Source organism: Nonomuraea sp. 10N515B, from assembly GCF_052245915.1.
In the GTDB taxonomy this organism is placed as follows: Bacteria; Actinomycetota; Actinomycetes; order Streptosporangiales; family Streptosporangiaceae; genus Nonomuraea.
Window position 1 is genome coordinate 108,487 of sequence record NZ_JBQQBQ010000024.1, and the last position, 17,208, is coordinate 125,694.

The 17,208-nt window shown below is 69.8% G+C and carries 14 protein-coding genes; 7 read left to right on the plus strand and 7 right to left on the minus strand.

Translation table 11 applies throughout. The annotated features are described in order from the left end of the window. Positions 1-23: 23 nt before the first annotated feature. Genes ACTWQA_RS31470 through pgsA form a run of 3 tightly spaced genes read right to left on the minus strand, consistent with a single transcriptional unit; the run spans position 24 to position 2,694 of the window. A complete protein-coding gene (locus tag ACTWQA_RS31470) occupies positions 24-1,154 on the minus strand; it encodes a glycosyltransferase family 4 protein (protein ID WP_443162644.1) in 1,131 nt (376 codons plus the stop codon). Continuing rightward, positions 1,151-2,074, minus strand: coding sequence for a phosphatidylinositol mannoside acyltransferase (locus ACTWQA_RS31475; protein ID WP_443162645.1), 924 nt, complete (start codon positions 2,072-2,074; stop codon positions 1,151-1,153). The genes ACTWQA_RS31470 and ACTWQA_RS31475 overlap by 4 nt, the downstream gene beginning before the upstream one ends. After that, entirely contained in the window at positions 2,071-2,694 is a 624-nt protein-coding gene (gene pgsA / locus ACTWQA_RS31480; RefSeq protein ID WP_443162646.1) for a phosphatidylinositol phosphate synthase, read from the minus strand. Before pgsA ends, ACTWQA_RS31475 begins: the two co-directional genes overlap by 4 nt. A gap of 145 nt (positions 2,695-2,839) precedes the next feature. Between pgsA and ACTWQA_RS31485 the strand changes: the two genes are divergently transcribed. From ACTWQA_RS31485 to ACTWQA_RS31495, 3 genes are all read left to right on the plus strand, one after another. Then, the gene (locus ACTWQA_RS31485; protein ID WP_443162647.1) at positions 2,840-4,978 is read left to right on the plus strand and encodes an elongation factor G-like protein EF-G2; all 2,139 of its coding nucleotides are present in this window, start codon (positions 2,840-2,842) and stop codon (positions 4,976-4,978) included. 155 nt (positions 4,979-5,133) lie between these two features. Continuing rightward, positions 5,134-6,723 (plus strand): glycoside hydrolase family 10 protein, encoded by a 1,590-nt coding sequence (locus tag ACTWQA_RS31490; protein ID WP_443162648.1) that lies wholly within the window; start codon positions 5,134-5,136, stop codon positions 6,721-6,723. A 215-nt stretch (positions 6,724-6,938) separates the two neighbouring features. Further along, positions 6,939-9,095, plus strand: a complete 2,157-nt coding sequence (locus tag ACTWQA_RS31495) for a hypothetical protein (RefSeq protein ID WP_443162649.1) — start codon at positions 6,939-6,941, stop codon at positions 9,093-9,095. Here the strand turns inward: ACTWQA_RS31495 and ACTWQA_RS31500 are convergent. After that, complete coding sequence (locus ACTWQA_RS31500) at positions 9,051-9,581, minus strand: HIT family protein (RefSeq protein WP_305921658.1); 531 nt, start codon at positions 9,579-9,581, stop codon at positions 9,051-9,053. The two genes, ACTWQA_RS31495 and ACTWQA_RS31500, sit on opposite strands and share 45 nt — an antisense overlap. Before the next feature lie 77 nt (positions 9,582-9,658). Between ACTWQA_RS31500 and ACTWQA_RS31505 the strand changes: the two genes are divergently transcribed. The 3 genes from ACTWQA_RS31505 (at position 9,659) to ACTWQA_RS31515 (ending at position 11,835) form a co-directional block, all read left to right on the plus strand. After that, positions 9,659-10,195: an Asp23/Gls24 family envelope stress response protein gene (locus ACTWQA_RS31505; RefSeq protein ID WP_443162650.1), complete on the plus strand. Its 537-nt coding sequence runs from the start codon at positions 9,659-9,661 to the stop codon at positions 10,193-10,195. A gap of 535 nt (positions 10,196-10,730) precedes the next feature. Continuing rightward, on the plus strand, positions 10,731-11,462 hold the full coding sequence (locus ACTWQA_RS31510) for a PIG-L deacetylase family protein (protein ID WP_443162651.1): 732 nt from the start codon (positions 10,731-10,733) through the stop codon (positions 11,460-11,462). Between the two features lie 169 nt (positions 11,463-11,631). Then, the gene (locus ACTWQA_RS31515) at positions 11,632-11,835 is read left to right on the plus strand and encodes a TM2 domain-containing protein (RefSeq protein WP_305921655.1); all 204 of its coding nucleotides are present in this window, start codon (positions 11,632-11,634) and stop codon (positions 11,833-11,835) included. Positions 11,836-11,883: 48 nt separating this feature from the next. Here the strand turns inward: ACTWQA_RS31515 and thrS are convergent, their stop codons facing one another. The 3 genes from thrS to ACTWQA_RS31530 all read right to left on the minus strand — a co-directional run bounded on the left by thrS (position 11,884) and on the right by ACTWQA_RS31530 (position 15,448). Further along, positions 11,884-13,848 (minus strand): threonine--tRNA ligase, encoded by a 1,965-nt coding sequence (gene thrS / locus ACTWQA_RS31520; RefSeq protein WP_443162652.1) that lies wholly within the window; start codon positions 13,846-13,848, stop codon positions 11,884-11,886. Positions 13,849-13,912: 64 nt separating this feature from the next. Further along, the gene (locus tag ACTWQA_RS31525; protein WP_443162653.1) at positions 13,913-14,509 is read right to left on the minus strand and encodes a glycoside hydrolase family 25 protein; all 597 of its coding nucleotides are present in this window, start codon (positions 14,507-14,509) and stop codon (positions 13,913-13,915) included. 39 nt (positions 14,510-14,548) lie between these two features. Further along, positions 14,549-15,448, minus strand: coding sequence for an LLM class F420-dependent oxidoreductase (locus ACTWQA_RS31530; RefSeq protein WP_443162654.1), 900 nt, complete (start codon positions 15,446-15,448; stop codon positions 14,549-14,551). A gap of 98 nt (positions 15,449-15,546) precedes the next feature. On the opposite strand from ACTWQA_RS31530, the gene pgm reads away from it, so the two are divergent. Then, complete coding sequence (pgm, locus tag ACTWQA_RS31535) at positions 15,547-17,175, plus strand: phosphoglucomutase (alpha-D-glucose-1,6-bisphosphate-dependent) (protein WP_443162655.1); 1,629 nt, start codon at positions 15,547-15,549, stop codon at positions 17,173-17,175. Positions 17,176-17,208: the final 33 nt, after the last annotated feature.

Consider the following 17,208-nt stretch of genomic DNA (forward strand, 5'->3'; position numbering starts at 1 on the left):
CTCATCCCCCCGCTCACCCGCGGTCACAGATCCTCCTCCACACGGCCCGCGCCGCTCGTCGTGACCGTCTCGTACACCCGCACCACGTCCCGCGCCACCGTGGACCAGTCGTATTTCCTGACCGCCACCAGCGCCTCCGCGGCCAGCTTGGCACGCCGCTCCGGCGCGTCGAGCAGCGCGGCGGCCTCGCGCGCCAGCGAGCCGGCATCGCCGTTGGCGAACAACGCGCCCGCCTGGCCTTCGCCGAGCACCCTGCGGAAGGCCGGGATGTCGCTGGCCAGCACCGTGGCCCCGGAGGCCATGGCCTCGGCCAGCACGATGCCGAAGCTCTCCCCCCGCGTGTTCGGCGCGCAGAACACGTCGACCGAGTGGTAGGCGCGGATCTTGTCGGCCTCGCTCACCATGCCCAGCACCGTCACCCGGTCGTGGAAGCGCTTGGGCACCCGCTCGAACACGTCCTTCTCGTCGCCGGGACCGGCGATGAGCAGCTTCACCTCCGGCCGCGCGGCCGCCAGCGCCGTGAACGCCTCCAGCAGGATCGGCAGGCCCTTGCGCTCCTCGTCCATCCGCCCGAGGAAGCCGATCGTGGCCCCGTCGGGACCCCACCCGTCCAGCGGCTCGGCCTCGGTGTAGCGGGAGACGGTCACACCGTTCGGGATCAGCACCGCGTCGCCGCCGAACTGCTCCACCAGGCTCTTGCGGGCCGCGTCGGAGACCGCGATGCGGCCGCTGAGCTTCTCCAGCGCGCTCTGCAGCAGCGGCTCGGCCACCGCGATGGCCCGCGAGCGCGACCACGACGCGTGGAACGTGGCCACGATCGGTCCCTTCGCCGCCCAGCACGCCAGCACGCCCAGGCTCGGGATCAGCGGCTCGTGGATGTGCAGCACGTCGAACCGGCCCGTGCGCACCCACCGCCGCACCCGCGCCGCCGACAGGAAGCCGAACGACATCCTGGCCACCGCCCCGTTGTACGGCACCGGCACCGCCCGCCCGGCTCCCGTCACATATGGGGGCAGCTCGTCGTCGTCGGCCGCGGGCGCGATCACCGACACGTCGTGCCCCTGCGCGATCAGCGCCTGCGCCAGGTCGTCGATGTGCTGCTTGACTCCGCCGGGCATGTCCCATGAATAGGGACACACAATGCCGACCTTCATGGGCCGACCTTCTGAGCAGGCAGGTCCTCCAGCCAGAGCCGCTGCAACATGTGCCAGTCCTCAGGATGCTCGGAGATGCCCTTCTCGAACACGTCGGCCAGCCGCTGCGCCACCACCGCGACCTTCTCCTGCCGGGTGCCCTCCTGCGGGACCGGGACCTCCTCGTGGATGTGGATGCCCCAGTCGCCGTCGACGAAGTAGACGATCGCCGGCAGCAGCGCGGCCCCGGTCTGCACGGCCAGCAGCGGCGGCCCCGCGGGCACCTTCGTGGTGGCGCCGAAGAAGCGCACCTCGATGCCGCTCTTGGTCAGATCGCGCTCGGCGGGCAGGCACACCACGCCGCCTTTGCGCACCCGGATGGCCAGCGAGGCGAAGTTGTGGCCGTCGCCGCCGGTCAGCGGCAGCACCTCCATGCCGAGCCCCTCGCGGAAGGCCACGTAGCGGCGGAACAACGACTCCGGCCTGAGCCGCTCGGCCACGGTCGTGAACGGATGGCCCACGCCCACCAGCCAGGCGCCGGCCTGGTCCCAGTTGCCCATGTGCGGCAGCGCCAGCACCACGCCCCGCCCGGCCGCCACGGTGTCGTGGACGTGCTCGGCGCCGATGACATGCGTGCGCCGCACGATCTCCTCGGTCTTCATGGACGGCAGCCGGAAGATCTCGTGGAAGTAGCGGAAGTACGAGCGCATGCCCGCCCTGGTGAGCTCGCGCAGTTCCCGGCTGCCCACGTCGAGTCCGGTCACCCTGGCCAGGTTGGACTCCAGCCGGCGCACCGACTTGCCGCCCCTGGCCCACACCCGGTCGGCCAGGAAGCCGAAGACCGCGGCCGTCGGGCGCTCGGGCAGCAGCGGCACGAGCTTCCAGCCGGCCGCGAAACCCGCGGCCACGACGCGATCGCCGAACGACGCCTTCTCGCTCATTTCTCCCTCGTCTGCCGGTAAACGGCCATCACCCGCTGCCCCACGGTGATCACGCTGGCCGCCGCCAGCAGCCACATCCCCGCAGGCAGAATGTACGGCACACCGAGCCCCGAGAAGCAGGCCGCGACCAGCGCCACGACCAGCCGCTCCGGCCGCTCGGCCAGCCCGACGTCGGCCGTGAGCCCGAGCCCCTCGGCCCTGGCCTTGGCGTAGGACACCAGGGTCCCGGCGATCAGGCACACCAGCGTCACCGAGGCCATCAGCGTGTCCTGTCTGGACACGAAATACAAGATCAGGCCGGCGAAGATGGCGGCGTCGGCGACCCGGTCGAGCGTCGAGTCCAGAAACGCGCCCCAGGTGCTGCCCCCCTTCCCGCCGAGCCGGGCCACCACGCCGTCGAGCAGGTCGAACAGCACGAAGACAGTGATCACGAGGGCCCCCACGGTCAGGTAGCCCAGGGGGAAGAAGGTCAGGGCGGACACGACGGTGCCGAGGGTGCCGATCGCCGTGACGGCGTTCGGGCCGATCCCGCGGCCCACGAGGGCCCTGCCCAGCGGGGTGAGTATCCGGGTCATGGCCGGGCGCAGGAGTTTGAGCATCGCGGTCCGATCGTAGGCCATCACAGACCTGACAACTTTCTTTGCCCTGCACCTCTTGTGATATCCGCCACACGGGTATTTGGTGAACACACCGCGTCCATGCGGTTTCTGCCAAGCTTCCGCGCGGGCGCGGCGTTGGAAACAAACCGACGACGCGGGAGGCGACGTGGCGGAAAGAAACACGGGAGGCGCCGCAGGAGCCGCGGGCAGGGCACCCGCGGCCGACAGGGCGGATGCGATACGCAATGTCGTGCTGGTCGGCCACTCAGGAGCAGGTAAGACGACTCTCGTCGAGCAGCTGCTGGCCGCCACGGGCACTATTCAGCGCCCGGGACGGGTTGAGGACGGCAACACGGTCAGCGACTTCGACGAGGTCGAGGTCAGGCAACAGCGGTCGGTCAATCTCGCCTTGGCCCCCCTGCTGCACAACGGAATCAAGATCAACCTTCTCGACACCCCCGGCTACGCCGACTTCGTGGGCGATCTGCGGGCCGGGCTGCGCGCGGCCGACGCGGCGTTGTTCGTGGTGTCGGCATCCGACGGGATCGACGGGCTCACCCAGATGCTCTGGGAGGAGTGCGCGCAGGTCGGCATGCCGCGGGCGGTCGTGATCACCAAGATCGACCATCAGCGGGCCGACTTCGACGAGGTGCTCGCCACCTGCCAGGACGTCTTCGGCGACGGCGTGGCGCCCCTCTACCTACCGGTGATCACCAACGGGCATGTCAACGGGCTGATCGGGCTGCTCACCCAGAAGTTCTACAACTACGCGACCGGCGCCCGCACCGAGAAGGAGCCCGGCGCGGAGTACGAGACGCAGATCGAGGAATACCGCGGCTCCCTGATCGAGGGCATCATCCAGGAGAGCGAAGACGAGACTCTCATGGAGAGATACCTCGAGGGCGAGCCGATGGACACCAAGGTCCTCATCGAGGACCTGGAGAAGGCCGTCGCACGCGGCAGCTTCTACCCGGTGCTCTGCAGCGGGCTGGGCGTCGGCATGCAGGAGGTGCTGGAGGTCATCACCCAGGGCTTCCCGTCGCCGCTCGAACACCCGATGCCAGAGATCACCGACCTGTCCGGCAAACCGGTCAAGGGCGTCGCCTGCGACTCGGACGGCCCGCTCGTGGCGGAGGTCGTCAAGACCACCAGCGACCCGTACGTGGGCCGCATCAGCCTCGTCCGCGTCTTCTCCGGCACGCTGCGCCCCGACATGACCGTGCACGTGTCCGGGCACGGCCTGGCCGACCGCGGCCACGAGGACCACGACGTGGACGAGCGCATCGGCACTCTGACCTGCCCGCTGGGCAAACAGCAACGCGGCGCGGCCAAGGGCATGGCCGGCGACATCGTGGCGGTGGCCAAGCTGTCGCGGGCCGAGACCGGCGACACGCTGTCAGACGTCGAGCAGCCGCTGCTGATGACCGCCTGGGCCATGCCCGACCCGCTGCTGCCCGTGGCGATCAGGGCCAAGTCCAAGGCCGACGAGGACAAGCTGTCGCAGGCACTCGGCCGGCTCGTGGCCGAGGACCCCACGCTACGGCTGGAGAACAACGCCGAGACCCGCCAGCTCGTCCTGTGGTGTATGGGCGAGGCGCACACCGACGTGCTGCTCGACCGGCTGTCCAAGCGGCACGGCGTGGAGGTCGAGCGGATCGAGCTGCGGGTGCCGCTGCGCGAGACCTTCGGCGGCAAGTGCCAGGCGATGGGCCGCAACGTCAAGCAGACCGGCGGTCACGGCCAGTACGCGATCTGCCACCTCGAGGTGGAGCCGCTGCCGTCCGGCGGCGGGTTCGAGTTCGTGGACAAGATCGTGGGCGGCGTGGTGCCCCGGCAGTTCATCCCGTCGGTGGAGAAGGGCGTGCGGGCCCAGATGGAGCGGGGCGTCGTCGCCGGCTATCCGATGGTCGACGTGCGCGTCACGCTGTACGACGGCAAGGCGCACTCGGTGGACTCCTCCGACATGGCCTTCCAGATCGCCGGCCAGCTGGCGCTGAAGGAGGCCGCGGCGAAGGTGCCGACCCTGCTGCTCGAGCCGGTGGACGAGCTCTCCGTGCTGGTGGCCGACGACCACGTGGGATCGGTGATGTCCGACCTGTCGTCGCGGCGCGGGCGCGTGCTCGGGACCGAGCCCGTCGGCACCGGACGCACTCTGGTCAAGGCCGAGGTGCCCGAGCTGGAGATAACGCGCTACGCCATCGACCTGAGATCCATGTCACACGGCACGGGCACCTTTACGCGCTCGTTCCTGCGCTACGAGCCGCTGCCGCCGAACCTCGCCTCCAAGCTGGCGGCCGAGGACTGAGCCTCGAGGAGAGGGCTCGGATGAGCTGAGGAGCCGGGAGGGAAATCTGTGGTCCCTCCCGGCCCAGCCATGGAGTATTGTCACAAAAACATCACGACTTCATTTCGGTTTTTCGTACCGACCATCCCTGAGCAGATGTCACACTGGGTGGCATTATGCGAACTGGACGCCCACTCCTAGCCGCCGCAGCCCTCGCCGTCGTCACCGCCTCCGCCGCCTACGCGTTCGGCCCCGGTGCGAGCGAGAGCCCCGCGGCGAGCAAGAAGAAGACGACCACCGCCGCCACCCCCGTGGCCGCCTGCACGGCCGACGCCCGCTACCCGAAGCGCCAGCTCCGGGGCGTCTGGATCGCCACGGTCAAGAACATCGACTGGCCCTCGCGGAGCGGGCTGTCCGCCGAGCGGCAGAAGACCGAATACGTCAAGATCCTGGACAGCGCCGCCAAGCGCAACTTCAACGCCGTCTTCGTCCAGGTGCGGCCCGCCTCCGACGCGCTCTACAAGTCGTCGCTCGAGCCCTGGTCGCAGTTCCTCACGGGCACCGCGGGCAAGGATCCCGGCTGGGACCCGCTGCCGTTCCTCATCGACGAGGCCCACAAGCGGGGCCTGGAGTTCCACGCCTGGTTCAACCCTTACCGGGCCTCCTACGACGCCGACGTCTCCAAGCTGCCCGCCAACCACCCGGCCAGGCAGCACCCGGACTGGACGGTCAAATACGGCGACCGCCTCTACTTCAACCCGGGTCTGCCGCAGGTGCGCCAGCACGTCGTCAAGGTCATCACGGACGTGGTGGACCGCTACGACGTGGACGGGGTGCACTTCGACGACTACTTCTACCCGTACCCGGGCGAGGGCGGCCAGTTCAACGACAAGGCCGCCTTTACAAAGTACGGCAAGGGCAAGAGCCTGGCCGACTGGCGGCGCGGCAACGTCAACACGCTCGTCGCCGAGGTGGACCAGGCCGTCCACACGCGGAAGAACCACGTCAAGTTCGGCATCAGCCCGTTCGGCATCTGGCGTAACAAGTCGAATGACCCGTCCGGATCCACCACCAACGGCATGTCCGCCTATGACTCGATTTATGCGGACGCAAAGGCCTGGATCGAGTCGGGCACCGTCGACTACGTCATGCCGCAGCTCTACTGGCCGCGCGGCTTCAAGGCGGCCGACTACAAGGTGCTGGCTCCGTGGTGGGCGCAGGCCGTCAAGGGCTCCGACGTGCACCTGTACATCGGGCAGGCCCTCTACCGGGTCGGCGCCACGGACGACAAGGCCTGGACCAGGCCCGAGGAGATGTCCGCGCACCTGACGCTCAACCGCAAGCACAAGCAGGTGGACGGTGACGTCTACTTCAGCGCCAAGCAGCTGCTCACCAACCCGCTGGGCGCGATGGACCGGGTCGCCAAGGAGCACTACGGCCGCCCCGCCCTGCTGCCGCTCATGAAGGAGCGCGGCGGCCAGGCCCCGGCCGCGCCGGCCGGGGCGAAGGCCCTTGCCCAGCCGGCGGGTGCCAAGGCCACGGGCTCGACGATGACCTGGACGCCATCGGCCGGGGCCCGCGCGTACGCGGTCTACCAGCTGCCGGAGTCCGGCGCGGACTGCCAGGCCACGGACTCCCGCAACCTGGTCGCGGTCGTCTCCGACCCGTCGTACGCGGTCAAGGCTCCGGGGAACTACCTGATCACCTCGCTCGACCGCCTGCACAACGAGAGCACGCCGGTCAAGGTGAAGGTCGACGCGCTCTGACCACCCCCCGCAGCTGACCGAGCCCCATCCGGCCCGCCGCCCATCAGGGTGGCGGGCCGCGCCGTGCGAGGACCGGCGGAGCAGCGCGGCTCCCACGCCCGACGACGCCTCGGCCCACCCTCGGTTCGTGAGAGGGTAGTCGCGGACTTGTGGCGCCTGGAGGCGAGCGTCCTCTACCGTGCCACGGACATCATCGATCGCGGGAGGTCATCGGGGTGAGGCGCGCGGTAGTCGTGCTGGCCGTGCTGCTCGGCCAGCTGCTGACCGGCTTGGGACTGTTCGCGGGGGCGGCACGGGCCGACGAGGGCGCCGGTCGGATGGCGCAGGTGGACGACGGCACCGCGCCGGTCCAGGACCTCGCGGGCCGGACGGCGCACTCTCGCGGCCAGACAGGCCGGGTGGCGCTCATCGGGGTGTCCGGGCTGCACTGGAACGACCTCACCCAGGCCGACACCCCCAACCTCTGGGAGCTGGCCGCATCCAGCGCGATCGGCTCGCTGTCGGTCCGCACCGTCGGCAACGTGACCTGCCCCTACGACGGCTGGCTGACCGTCTCGGCGGGCACCAGGTCGGCCGTCGGCTACGGCTGCGGCGCGCCGCCGGTGCCCGAGCAGCAGGGCGAGGGCGCCGTCATCCCCGACTACCGCTACCTCATCGACGTGGCCGGCCAGCGTAACGCCGGCATCCTCGGAGAGTCGCTGAAGGCGGCCGGGCAGTGCTCGATCGCCATCGGCCCGGGCGCCGCGCTCGGGCTGGCCGACCGGCAGGGCGCCGTTCAGCACTACCACGCCTCGCCGCTCCAGGTCAGGACCGCCGACCTGGAGAAGTGCCGGATGATCGCCATGGACGTGGACGACCTCATCCGCCCCTACCTGACCGGCGACCGGCTGCCCAAGGTGCCCGACCAGCTCACCCCGGCCGAGCGGCGCGAGGCCCTGCGCCTGGCCGACGCCAAGGCGGGCGCGCTGCTGTCGGTGCTGCCCGCTGACACGACGGTGCTGCTCGCGGGCCTGTCCGACCACGGCTCCGTGCCCCACCTGCGGGTGGCCGCGCTGCGTGAGCCCGGCGCGCAGGGCCGGTTGCTCGGCGCCGCCTCCACCCGCCGCGAGGACATCTCGATCCTGCCCGACCTGACCTCCACCGCGCTGACCAAGCTCGGCGTGGCGGTGCCCACCACGGTCGTGGGCGTGCCGGTGCAGGCCGGCGAGCACGGCGCCACCTTCGAGCGCCTCCAGCGTGCCGACGCCACCGCCCAGACGATGCGCTCGGCGAAGGGACAATACTTCACCGCCCTGGCGGTCCTGCAGGTCCTGTTCTACGTGCTGGCGTTCCTGCTGCTGCGCCGCCGCAAGCAGCTGCCCTGGATACGCGCGGCCGCGACCGCGCTGGCGGCCCTGCCTGTCACCTCGTTCCTGGTCAACCTGCTGCCGTGGTCCACCCACCTGGAGCTGTTCGGCGGCATGATGGCCTGGTGGGCGGCGATCACCGCACTGGCGCTGGCCGGGCCCTGGCGGCGCCGGCCGCTCGGCCCGCTGGCCGTGGTCGCGGGCGTCACGGCGCTCACGCTCGCCGGCGACCTGCTGACCGGCACGACGCTCCAGCTCAACAGCTTCATGGGCTTCAGCGCCGAGCAGGGTGCCCGCTACTTCGGGCTCGGCAACATCCCGTTCGCGCTGTTCGCGACCGGCACGCTGCTGACCACGACGGTGATCGCGCACCGCTGGCCCGGAAAGATCGGCCTGGCCGCGATCGTGGGGCTCGGCGCGGCCGCGATGGTGCTCGGCGGGTCCGGGCTCGGCAGCGACTTCGGCGGCGTCATCGCGTTCGTGCCGGGCATCGCGGTGACCGCGCTCATCCTGTCGGGCCGGCGGGTGTCGCTGGTGAAGCTGGCGTTGTTCTGCGTGGCCGGCGGCGTGATCGTGATGACATTCGCCTGGATCAACTATCTGAGGCCGGCCAACGAGCAGACGCACCTGGGCAGGTTCGTGGGCCAGGTGCTGACCGGCGAGGCGCTCGACGTCATCTGGCGCAAGCTGCAGGCCATGCTCGGCACGCTGCTCAACCCCAACCTGATGCCGATCGTCATCGTGGCCGTGGCGTTCCTCGTGTACGCGATCCTGCGGCCCGAGCAGGCCTCGGCCGGAGTGGTGCCGGCGGCGTTCGAGCACTCCCCCGCACTGCGGGCCGGCCTGATCGGCACGCTGGTCAGCGGCGTGGTCGGCATGCTCGTCAACGACTCGGGCGCGGCCGTGCTGTCGATGGCGCTGGCGCTGGCCATTCCGCTCCTGCTGGCCACCGGCATCGGCGTGCTCATGCGGCAGGAGCAGTCAGTCCCAGGCGTCGGCGAGCAGTTGGCGCGTGTCACGAAGTAGCTGAGGCAGGACCTTGGTCTGGCCGACGACCGGCATGAAGTTCGTGTCGCCGCCCCACCGAGGGACGACGTGCTGGTGCAGGTGCGCGGCGATGCCCGCGCCGGCCACGTGGCCGAGGTTCATGCCGACGTTGAAACCCTGCGCGCCGCTGGCCTTGCGCAGGGCCCGCAGCGACTTCTGCGTGAACTCCCCCATCTCGACCAGCTCGTCCGGACGCAGCTCGTCGTAGTCGGACACGTGCCGGTAGGGGACGACCATCAGGTGGCCCGAGTTGTACGGGTAGAGGTTGAGCACCGCGTAGACGCTCTGGCCCCTGGCGACGATCAGGCCGTCCTCGTCACTCATCTTGGGGATCGCGTCGAACGGGCACCCATCGTCGGGGCCTGTGCCGGTCGGCTTGTTCTCACCCTTGATGTAGGCCATGCGATGTGGGGTCCACAGACGGTCGAAGTTGTCCGGGGCCCCTGCCCCTGCCTGATCGTGCATAACTAGCAGCATAGGACCACGGACAAACGGGATGCTCTTCCGGCACAATCCTGAGCATTCGCCTAGAGGAGGCCGCGATGAGCGAAGCTTTAGCAGAGCATTCCGTACCGCCCGCCGAAGCCGAGAACACCGACAACGCCGACAATTCGGCGCTGTCGGCGGACGGGCCTATCCCCGAGCCCACAGCGCCTTATCCGTCCGGCGGGATGGTGAAGGGGCGGATCAAGGTCGCCGACGAGGTGGTGGAGAAGGTCGCCGCCCTTGCGGCGCTCGAAGTGGCCGGGGTCGCCGACATGGGCGGCGATCTGGCGCGCGCCTTCGAGTCCGTACGCGACCGCATCGGCATCGGCTCGCGGCGCGGCACCCAGGGCGTCAGCGCGCAGATCCAGGACCGTCAGGTGGCCGTCAGCCTGACGATCGTGGTGGAGTACGGCCACGTGGTGATGGAGGTCGCCACCGAGGTCAAGATGAACGTGGCCAGGAGCGTGAGCCGGATGCTCGGCATGCGGGTCATGGAGGTCAACGTGACGGTCGACGACGTCCGCCTCCCGGGCGAGGGCCGTCCCGCCCGCGCCGAAGACCCGTCGGCCGACGACGCCACCATGGCCCCCTGACCACCACGACGCAGACTACGGTCCACCTGCGGCCGGAACGGTTACCTCGCACACCTGGCGACGACCACCTCCGGCCGCACGACCGCCGCACCACATGACCGCACGCCACACGACCGGCACGCCATACGACCCGCGCACCACTCGACCGGCACACCACACGACCGCCGCACCACACGACCGCCGCACCACACGACCGCCGCACCACACGACCGCCGCACCACACGACCGGCACGCCACACGACCGGCACGCCACACGACCGAGCGGCCCACGTCGGGGCCGCCGCGCAGATGCGCAGAGCGCGTCCGGTCATCGACCGAGGTCCTTCCAACAGCGTGACGGCCGGTGGACGCGCCGACCGGTAGACGCCGCCAGCGGGCACGACCGCCGGTGGGCGCGGCGACGGGCAGACGCCGCCGGCAGGCGCCACCGCCGGTGGGCGCGGCGACCGGCAGGCGCCACGGCGTCGTACGCCGAGCCATCGGGCGACCGTCTCCTCGTTCCGCGTCACGCCGGTGCTGCCTATGGTGTTGAGCCATGACAACCGATCAACTCGACCCCATGCCGGACGACTGGCAACGCGCCCTGGCCATCGTGGCCCACCCCGACGACCTCGAGTACGGCTGCGCGTCCGCGGTCGCCATCTGGACCGACGCCGGGCGGGAGGTCGCGTACGTGATCGCCACGAGGGGCGAGGCGGGCATCGACACGCTCGACCCCGCCAAGAGCGGCCTGGTGCGCGAGCGTGAGGAGCGGGCCAGCGCCGCCGTGGTCGGCGTGACCAGCGTGGAGTTCCTCGACCATCGGGACGGCGTCATCGAGTACGGCACCGCGCTCCGCAGGGACATCGCCGCCGCCATCCGCAGACACCGCCCCGAGCTGGTGATCACCTTGAACCCGGCCGACACGTGGGGCGGCACGTACTGGAACACCCCGGATCATCGGGCGGTGGGGCGGGCGGTCCTGGACGCCGCCGGAGATGCGGGCAATAGGTGGATATTTCCGGACACCGACGCAGCCCCCTGGAACGGCGTCCGCTGGGTCGCCGTCGCCGTCGCCGGCACCGACACCCCCACCCACGCCGTGGACGTCACCGACGGGCTGGAGCGGGGCGTGCGATCGCTCATGGAGCACCGTGCGTACATCGAGGCTCTCACCGACGAGGACCCCGAGACCTACGCTCGCACCCTGATCGAGGGCTTCGCCCGGCAGGAGGCGGAGCGCTTCGGCGGCCGCCCGGCCGTGACATTCCGCCTATTCACCCAATAACGCTACTTACCCTCAGTAACTCGACAAATCCGGAAACGTCTGCGACGGCCCGTGGATCTTGCTAAGGTCTCATGCCCTGCGGTCGATGCTTCCCGCAGGCACCGCCGGTCGGGCGCGCCATGCCATGCCCTGCTCCCGGCCGGTCCCCCCAACCGAAAGGCAATCCCTCATGACCAAGTCATGGCTCGTGGCCGTCCTGCTCTGCTTCTTCCTGGGTGCGCTCGGCGTGCACCGCTTCTACGTCGGCAAGATCGGGACGGGCATCCTCCAGCTCATCACGCTCGGCGGCCTCGGCGTGTGGGTGCTGATCGACTTCATCATGATCTTGATCGGCAAGTTCACGGACAAGCAGGGCCAGCCGCTGGCCAAGTGACCAGGAAGGAGCGGCGGAGCAGCGCGGCTGCTCCGCCGTTCCTTGTCGTCAGACCTGGACGCGCCGCTCGACGGCGTCGACGATCTCGGCGATCGCCTCGTCCACCGGCACGCCGTTCTTCTGCTCCCCGCTGCGGTAGCGGAACGAGACCGCCCCGTTGGCGATGTCGTCGTCACCGGCCAGCAGCATGAAGGGGATCTTGGCCTTCTGCGCGTTGCGGATCTTCTTCTGCATCCGGTCGTCGGCGGTGTCCACCTCGATCCGGACGCCGCGCTCGGCCAGCTTCTTCGCCACGTCCTGCAGGTAGGACACGTGTGCCTCGGCGATCGGGATGCCCACCACCTGCACCGGCGACAGCCAGGGCGGGAACGCGCCGGCGTAGTGCTCGGTGAGCACGCCGAGGAAGCGCTCGACGGAGCCGAACAGCGCCCGATGGATCATGACCGGGGTCTGCCGGGAGCCGTCGGCCGCCTGATATTCCAGGCCGAAGCGCTTGGGCTGGTTGAGGTCGAGCTGGATCGTGGACAGCTGCCAGGTGCGGCCGATCGCGTCCTTGGCCTGCACGGAGATCTTCGGCCCGTAGAAGGCCGCCCCGCCCGGGTCGTCCACGAGCGTCAGCCCCGACTCCGTGGCAACCTGGCGCAGGGCCTCGGTGGCCTCCACCCACTCCGCCGGGTCGCCGATGAACTTCTCCGACTCGTCGCGGGTGGACAACTCCAGGTAGAAGTCCGACAGACCGAAGTCGCGCAGCACGCTGAGCACGAACCTCAGCAGCGACTTGATCTCATCGGCCATCTGCTCCCTGGTGGTGTAGATGTGCGCGTCGTCCTGCGTCATGCCGCGCACGCGGGTCAGCCCATGCACCACGCCGGACTTCTCGTAGCGATAGACCGAGCCGAACTCGCACAACCGCAGCGGCAGCTCGCGGTAGGAGCGTCCGCGCGCCCGGTAGATCAGATTGTGCATCGGGCAGTTCATCGGCTTGACGCGGTATTCGATGCCTTCCAGCTCGAATGCCGGGAACATGTCCTCGGCATACCACGGCAGGTGGCCGGAGGTCTCGAACAGCGACGACTTGGTGATGTGCGGCGTGTTGACGAACTCGTAGCCCGCCTCGGCCTGCCGCCGGCGCATGTAGTCCTCCATCTCCTTGCGGATGATCCCGCCCTTGGGATGGAAGATCGGCAGACCACTGCCCAGCTCCGGCGGGAAGCTGAACAGGTCGAGCTCGGCGCCGAGCTTGCGGTGGTCGCGCTTCTCGGCCTCCTCCAGCAGCTTGAGGTATTCGTCCTGCTTGTCGCGGGACTCCCACGCGGTGCCGTAGATGCGCTGCAGCTGCGGGTTCTTCTCGCTGCCCCGCCAGTAGGCGCCGCCTGCGCGCATGAGCTTGAACGCCGGGATCGACCGGGTGGACGGCACGTGCGGGCCGCGGCACAGGTCCTTCCACTTCAGGTCGCCGGTCTTGGGGTCGAGGTTGTCGTAGATCGTCAGCTGCCCCGCGCCGACCTCGACCGACTCCTCGTCGGCGGCCCCGCCCTTGAGCCCGATCAGCTCCAGCTTGTAAGGCTCCGCAGCGAGCTCCTCACGCGCTTCCTCGTCGCTGACGGGCCGGCGGGAGAACAGCTGCCCCTCCTTGACGATCTCCCGCATGCGCTTCTCGATGCGCTTGAGATCGTCGGGGTGGAACGCCTGCTCGACGTCGAAGTCGTAGTAGAACCCGTTGTCCACGGGCGGCCCGATGCCCAGCTTGGCCTCGGGGAACAGCTCCTGCACCGCCTGCGCCATGACGTGGGCAGTGGAATGGCGGACGATGGCCCGGCCTTCCTCACTGGAGGTCTCGATCGCCTCGACGACGTCGCCCTCGGCCAGAACGCAGGCCAGGTCGCGCGGCTCGCCGTTGACCCTGGCCGCGACGACCGTGCGGCCGTCGGCCTCGAGCGCCTCACCGGCCGTCGTGCCGGCCGCGACCACACGCTCGGCTCCGGCGAGGGTGATGCGTAGCTCGGCTGACACGGTGACTCCCTTGGGATCGCCCCGGCGCCCGGCGCCGGGGCTGCTTCAGTGGTGAACACCGATGCTATCGCGGGTGAAAGCCCAGCTTTGTCAGCTCCTTGCGGGTGCCGTGGAAGACGTTGCGGTCGATCGGGCTGTTGACGTATTGGTGAATGGTCCAGTCCCGCCACGGCCTGGGCACGAGGGGCTGGCCGCGGGGCCGCTCCGGGTGCGCGATCCAGAGCGGGTATTCGGCCAGGCCCGCGCAGTTTCCGCGGTTCGCGAACGAGTAGTACGTATACACGAACGGCCGCACCCGGCCGTGCCGCTCGACGAAGTGGCACCAGCGGCGCGCGAACCTGGCGACCCGCTCCGGCCGCAGACCGTCGTCCTCCTCCAGGTCGAGCGCGATCAGGTCACCGCGGCGCAGCCCACCGGCCGCCCTGATGGTGTCCAGGAAGTGGCGGGCCTGCTCGATGGGGTCGCCCTTGGGCCTGGCGAAGTGGTAGGCGCCGCAGACCAACCAGGTCTCGCGCATGCCGTTCCAGTTGCGCGCGAACAACTTGTCGGTCCAGTCGCCGCCCTCGGTGGCCTTGGCGAAGGCGAAGGCCACTCCGGCTTCTGCGTGGCCGGTCCAGTCGATGGAGCCCTGCCAATTAGACACATCGATGCCTTGCAGCACGCCCTTCACCTTGCCGGATTTTATTGAGATGTCTACCGATCAGCCCCGCGCCGCGCCGATCAGCAGGTTCCGAGTGCGTTCCTTGTTGCTGAACACGGAGCCCACGAAATCGGTCACCCCGGCCCGCTCGAGCTCTTCGAGCTGGGCCAGCACGGCCTTCTCATCGCCGATGACGGCCACGTTGCCGGGGTTGGCCGCGCCTTCCCTGTCGAGCATGGCACGGTAGGACGGCAATTGCCCGTACACCGCGAAGATCTCGTTCGCCCGGGTGACGGCGGCGTCGGGGTCGTCGGTGACGCACACGGGCAGCGCGCAGACGATGCGCGGCGCCTCCCGGCCCACCTCGGCCGCGGCCGCCCTGATCGTGGGCGCGACGTGCTCGGCGACGGTCTTGGGCCCGGTCATCCACAGGACGGTCCCGTCGGCCACGGTGCCGGCCAGTTTGAGCATGCGCGGCCCGAGCGCGGCCACCAGCACGGGGAAACCCGCTCCCGGCGTGGTCAGCTTGAGGTTCGCCTTGACCGTCTCTCCCTGGTATTTGACGTGCTCGCCCCGGCTGAGCGGGAGCAGGACGTCGAGGTATTCCTTCATGTGCCGGCCCGGGCGCTCGAAGTCGTAGCCGTACATGCCCTCGATGACCATCTTGTGCGACAGCCCGATGCCGAGCGCGAGCCGCCCGCCGAGCGCGGCGTTGGTGGTCATGGCCTGCTGGGCGAGCACGGCCGGGTGGCGCGGGTACGTCGGCACGACCGCGGTGCCCAGCTCGATGGGGGGCGCCTGCGCGCCGGCGGCGGCCAGCGCGGTGAGCGCGTCCAGGCCGAAGATGTTGGAGAGCCAGGCCGAGGAGAAACCGTCCTCCGCCGCCTGCGCGATCTGGTCGCGGAGGCCGCCGACAGGGTCGGATCCTTTGGGTTCGGTGAGATAATACCCGTAACGCATAGTTACAGAACTCCGTTCTGGTGGCTGACGCGAATCTACATTCCCTCGCCGCCATACGGTCATCCCCCGGAGCGGAGCACGTTTGTAAAGTGGCCTACATGACCCACGAACGCGCCGGACAGCCCGCTCAGCCTGCCGACCTGGTCGACGTCGCCCGGCTGGTGACGTCCTATTACGCCCTGCGTCCCGATCCGGAGGAGGTGGGGCAGCGGGTCGCGTTCGGCACGTCGGGGCACCGGGGTTCGTCGTTCAACACCGCGTTCAACGAGGACCACATCCTGGCCACCAGCCAGGCCATCTGCGAATACCGGCGCGAGCAGGGGTCGGACGGGCCGCTGTTCCTGGGCATCGACACGCATGCGCTGTCGGAGCCTGCGCGGGTGTCGGCGCTGGAGGTGTTCGCGGCCAACGAGGTCGAGGTGCTGATCGACACGCGGGACGGCTACGCGCCCACGCCCGCCGTCTCGCACGCCATCCTGGCGCACAACCGGGGGCGGAAGTCGGGGCTGGCGGACGGCGTCGTGATCACGCCGTCGCACAATCCGCCGGCGGACGGCGGGTTCAAGTACAACCCGCCGCACGGCGGGCCCGCCGACACCGACGCGACCTCGTGGATCCAGGATCGGGCCAACCGGCTGCTGAGCGACATGAGCGCCGTGCGACGGATCCCGTACACGAAGGCCTTGGACAGGGCGGGCCGGTACGACTTCCTCGGCTCGTACGTCGACGACCTGCCGTCGGTGCTGGACCTGGACGTGATCAGGTCGGCCGGGGTGCGGATCGGGGCCGATCCGCTGGGCGGGGCGAGCGTGGCGTACTGGGGGGAGATCGCCGAGCGGCACGGTCTGGACCTGACCGTGGTGAACCCCCTCGTCGATCCCACGTGGCGCTTCATGACGCTCGACTGGGACGGCAAGATCCGGATGGACTGCTCGTCGCCGTACGCGATGGCGTCGCTGATCGCCAACCGGGACAAATACGATATTTCCACAGGAAACGATGCCGATGCGGACCGCCACGGCATCGTCACCCCGGACGGCGGGCTGCTGAACCCCAACCACTACCTGGCGGTCGCCATCTCCTACCTGTACACCCACCGTGACACCTGGCCGTCCGACGCCGGGGTCGGCAAGACCATGGTCAGCAGCGGCGTCATCGACCGGGTCGCCCAATCGCTGGGGCGGCGGCTGTACGAGGTGCCGGTGGGCTTCAAGTGGTTCGTGCCAGGGCTGCTGGACGGGTCGCTGGGGTTCGGGGGCGAGGAGAGCGCCGGGGCGTCCTTCCTGCGGCGGGACGGCTCGGTGTGGTCGACCGACAAGGACGGGATCATCCTGGCGCTGCTCGCGTCGGAGATCCTGGCCGTCACCGGCAAGTCGCCGAGCGCGCATTACAAGGAGCTGGTGGGGCGGTTCGGCGAGCCCGCTTACGCGCGGGTGGACGCGCCTGCGACGCGCGAGGAGAAGGCCGTGCTCGGGAAGCTGTCGGCCGAGCAGGTGACGGCGTCGTCGCTGGCGGGCGAACCCATCACGGCGGTGCAGACGGCCGCCCCAGGGAATGGGGCGTCGCTGGGCGGGGTGAAGGTGTCGACGGAGAGCGCCTGGTTCGCGGCGCGGCCTTCGGGGACGGAGGACGTCTACAAGATCTACGCCGAGTCCTTCCGCGGGCCCGACCATCTGGCCAAGGTCCAGGAAGAGGCCCGCTCCCTGGTCTCCGCCGCCCTCAGCTGACCGCCGGCCCTGGCCCTTTTCCGGCTGCCATCG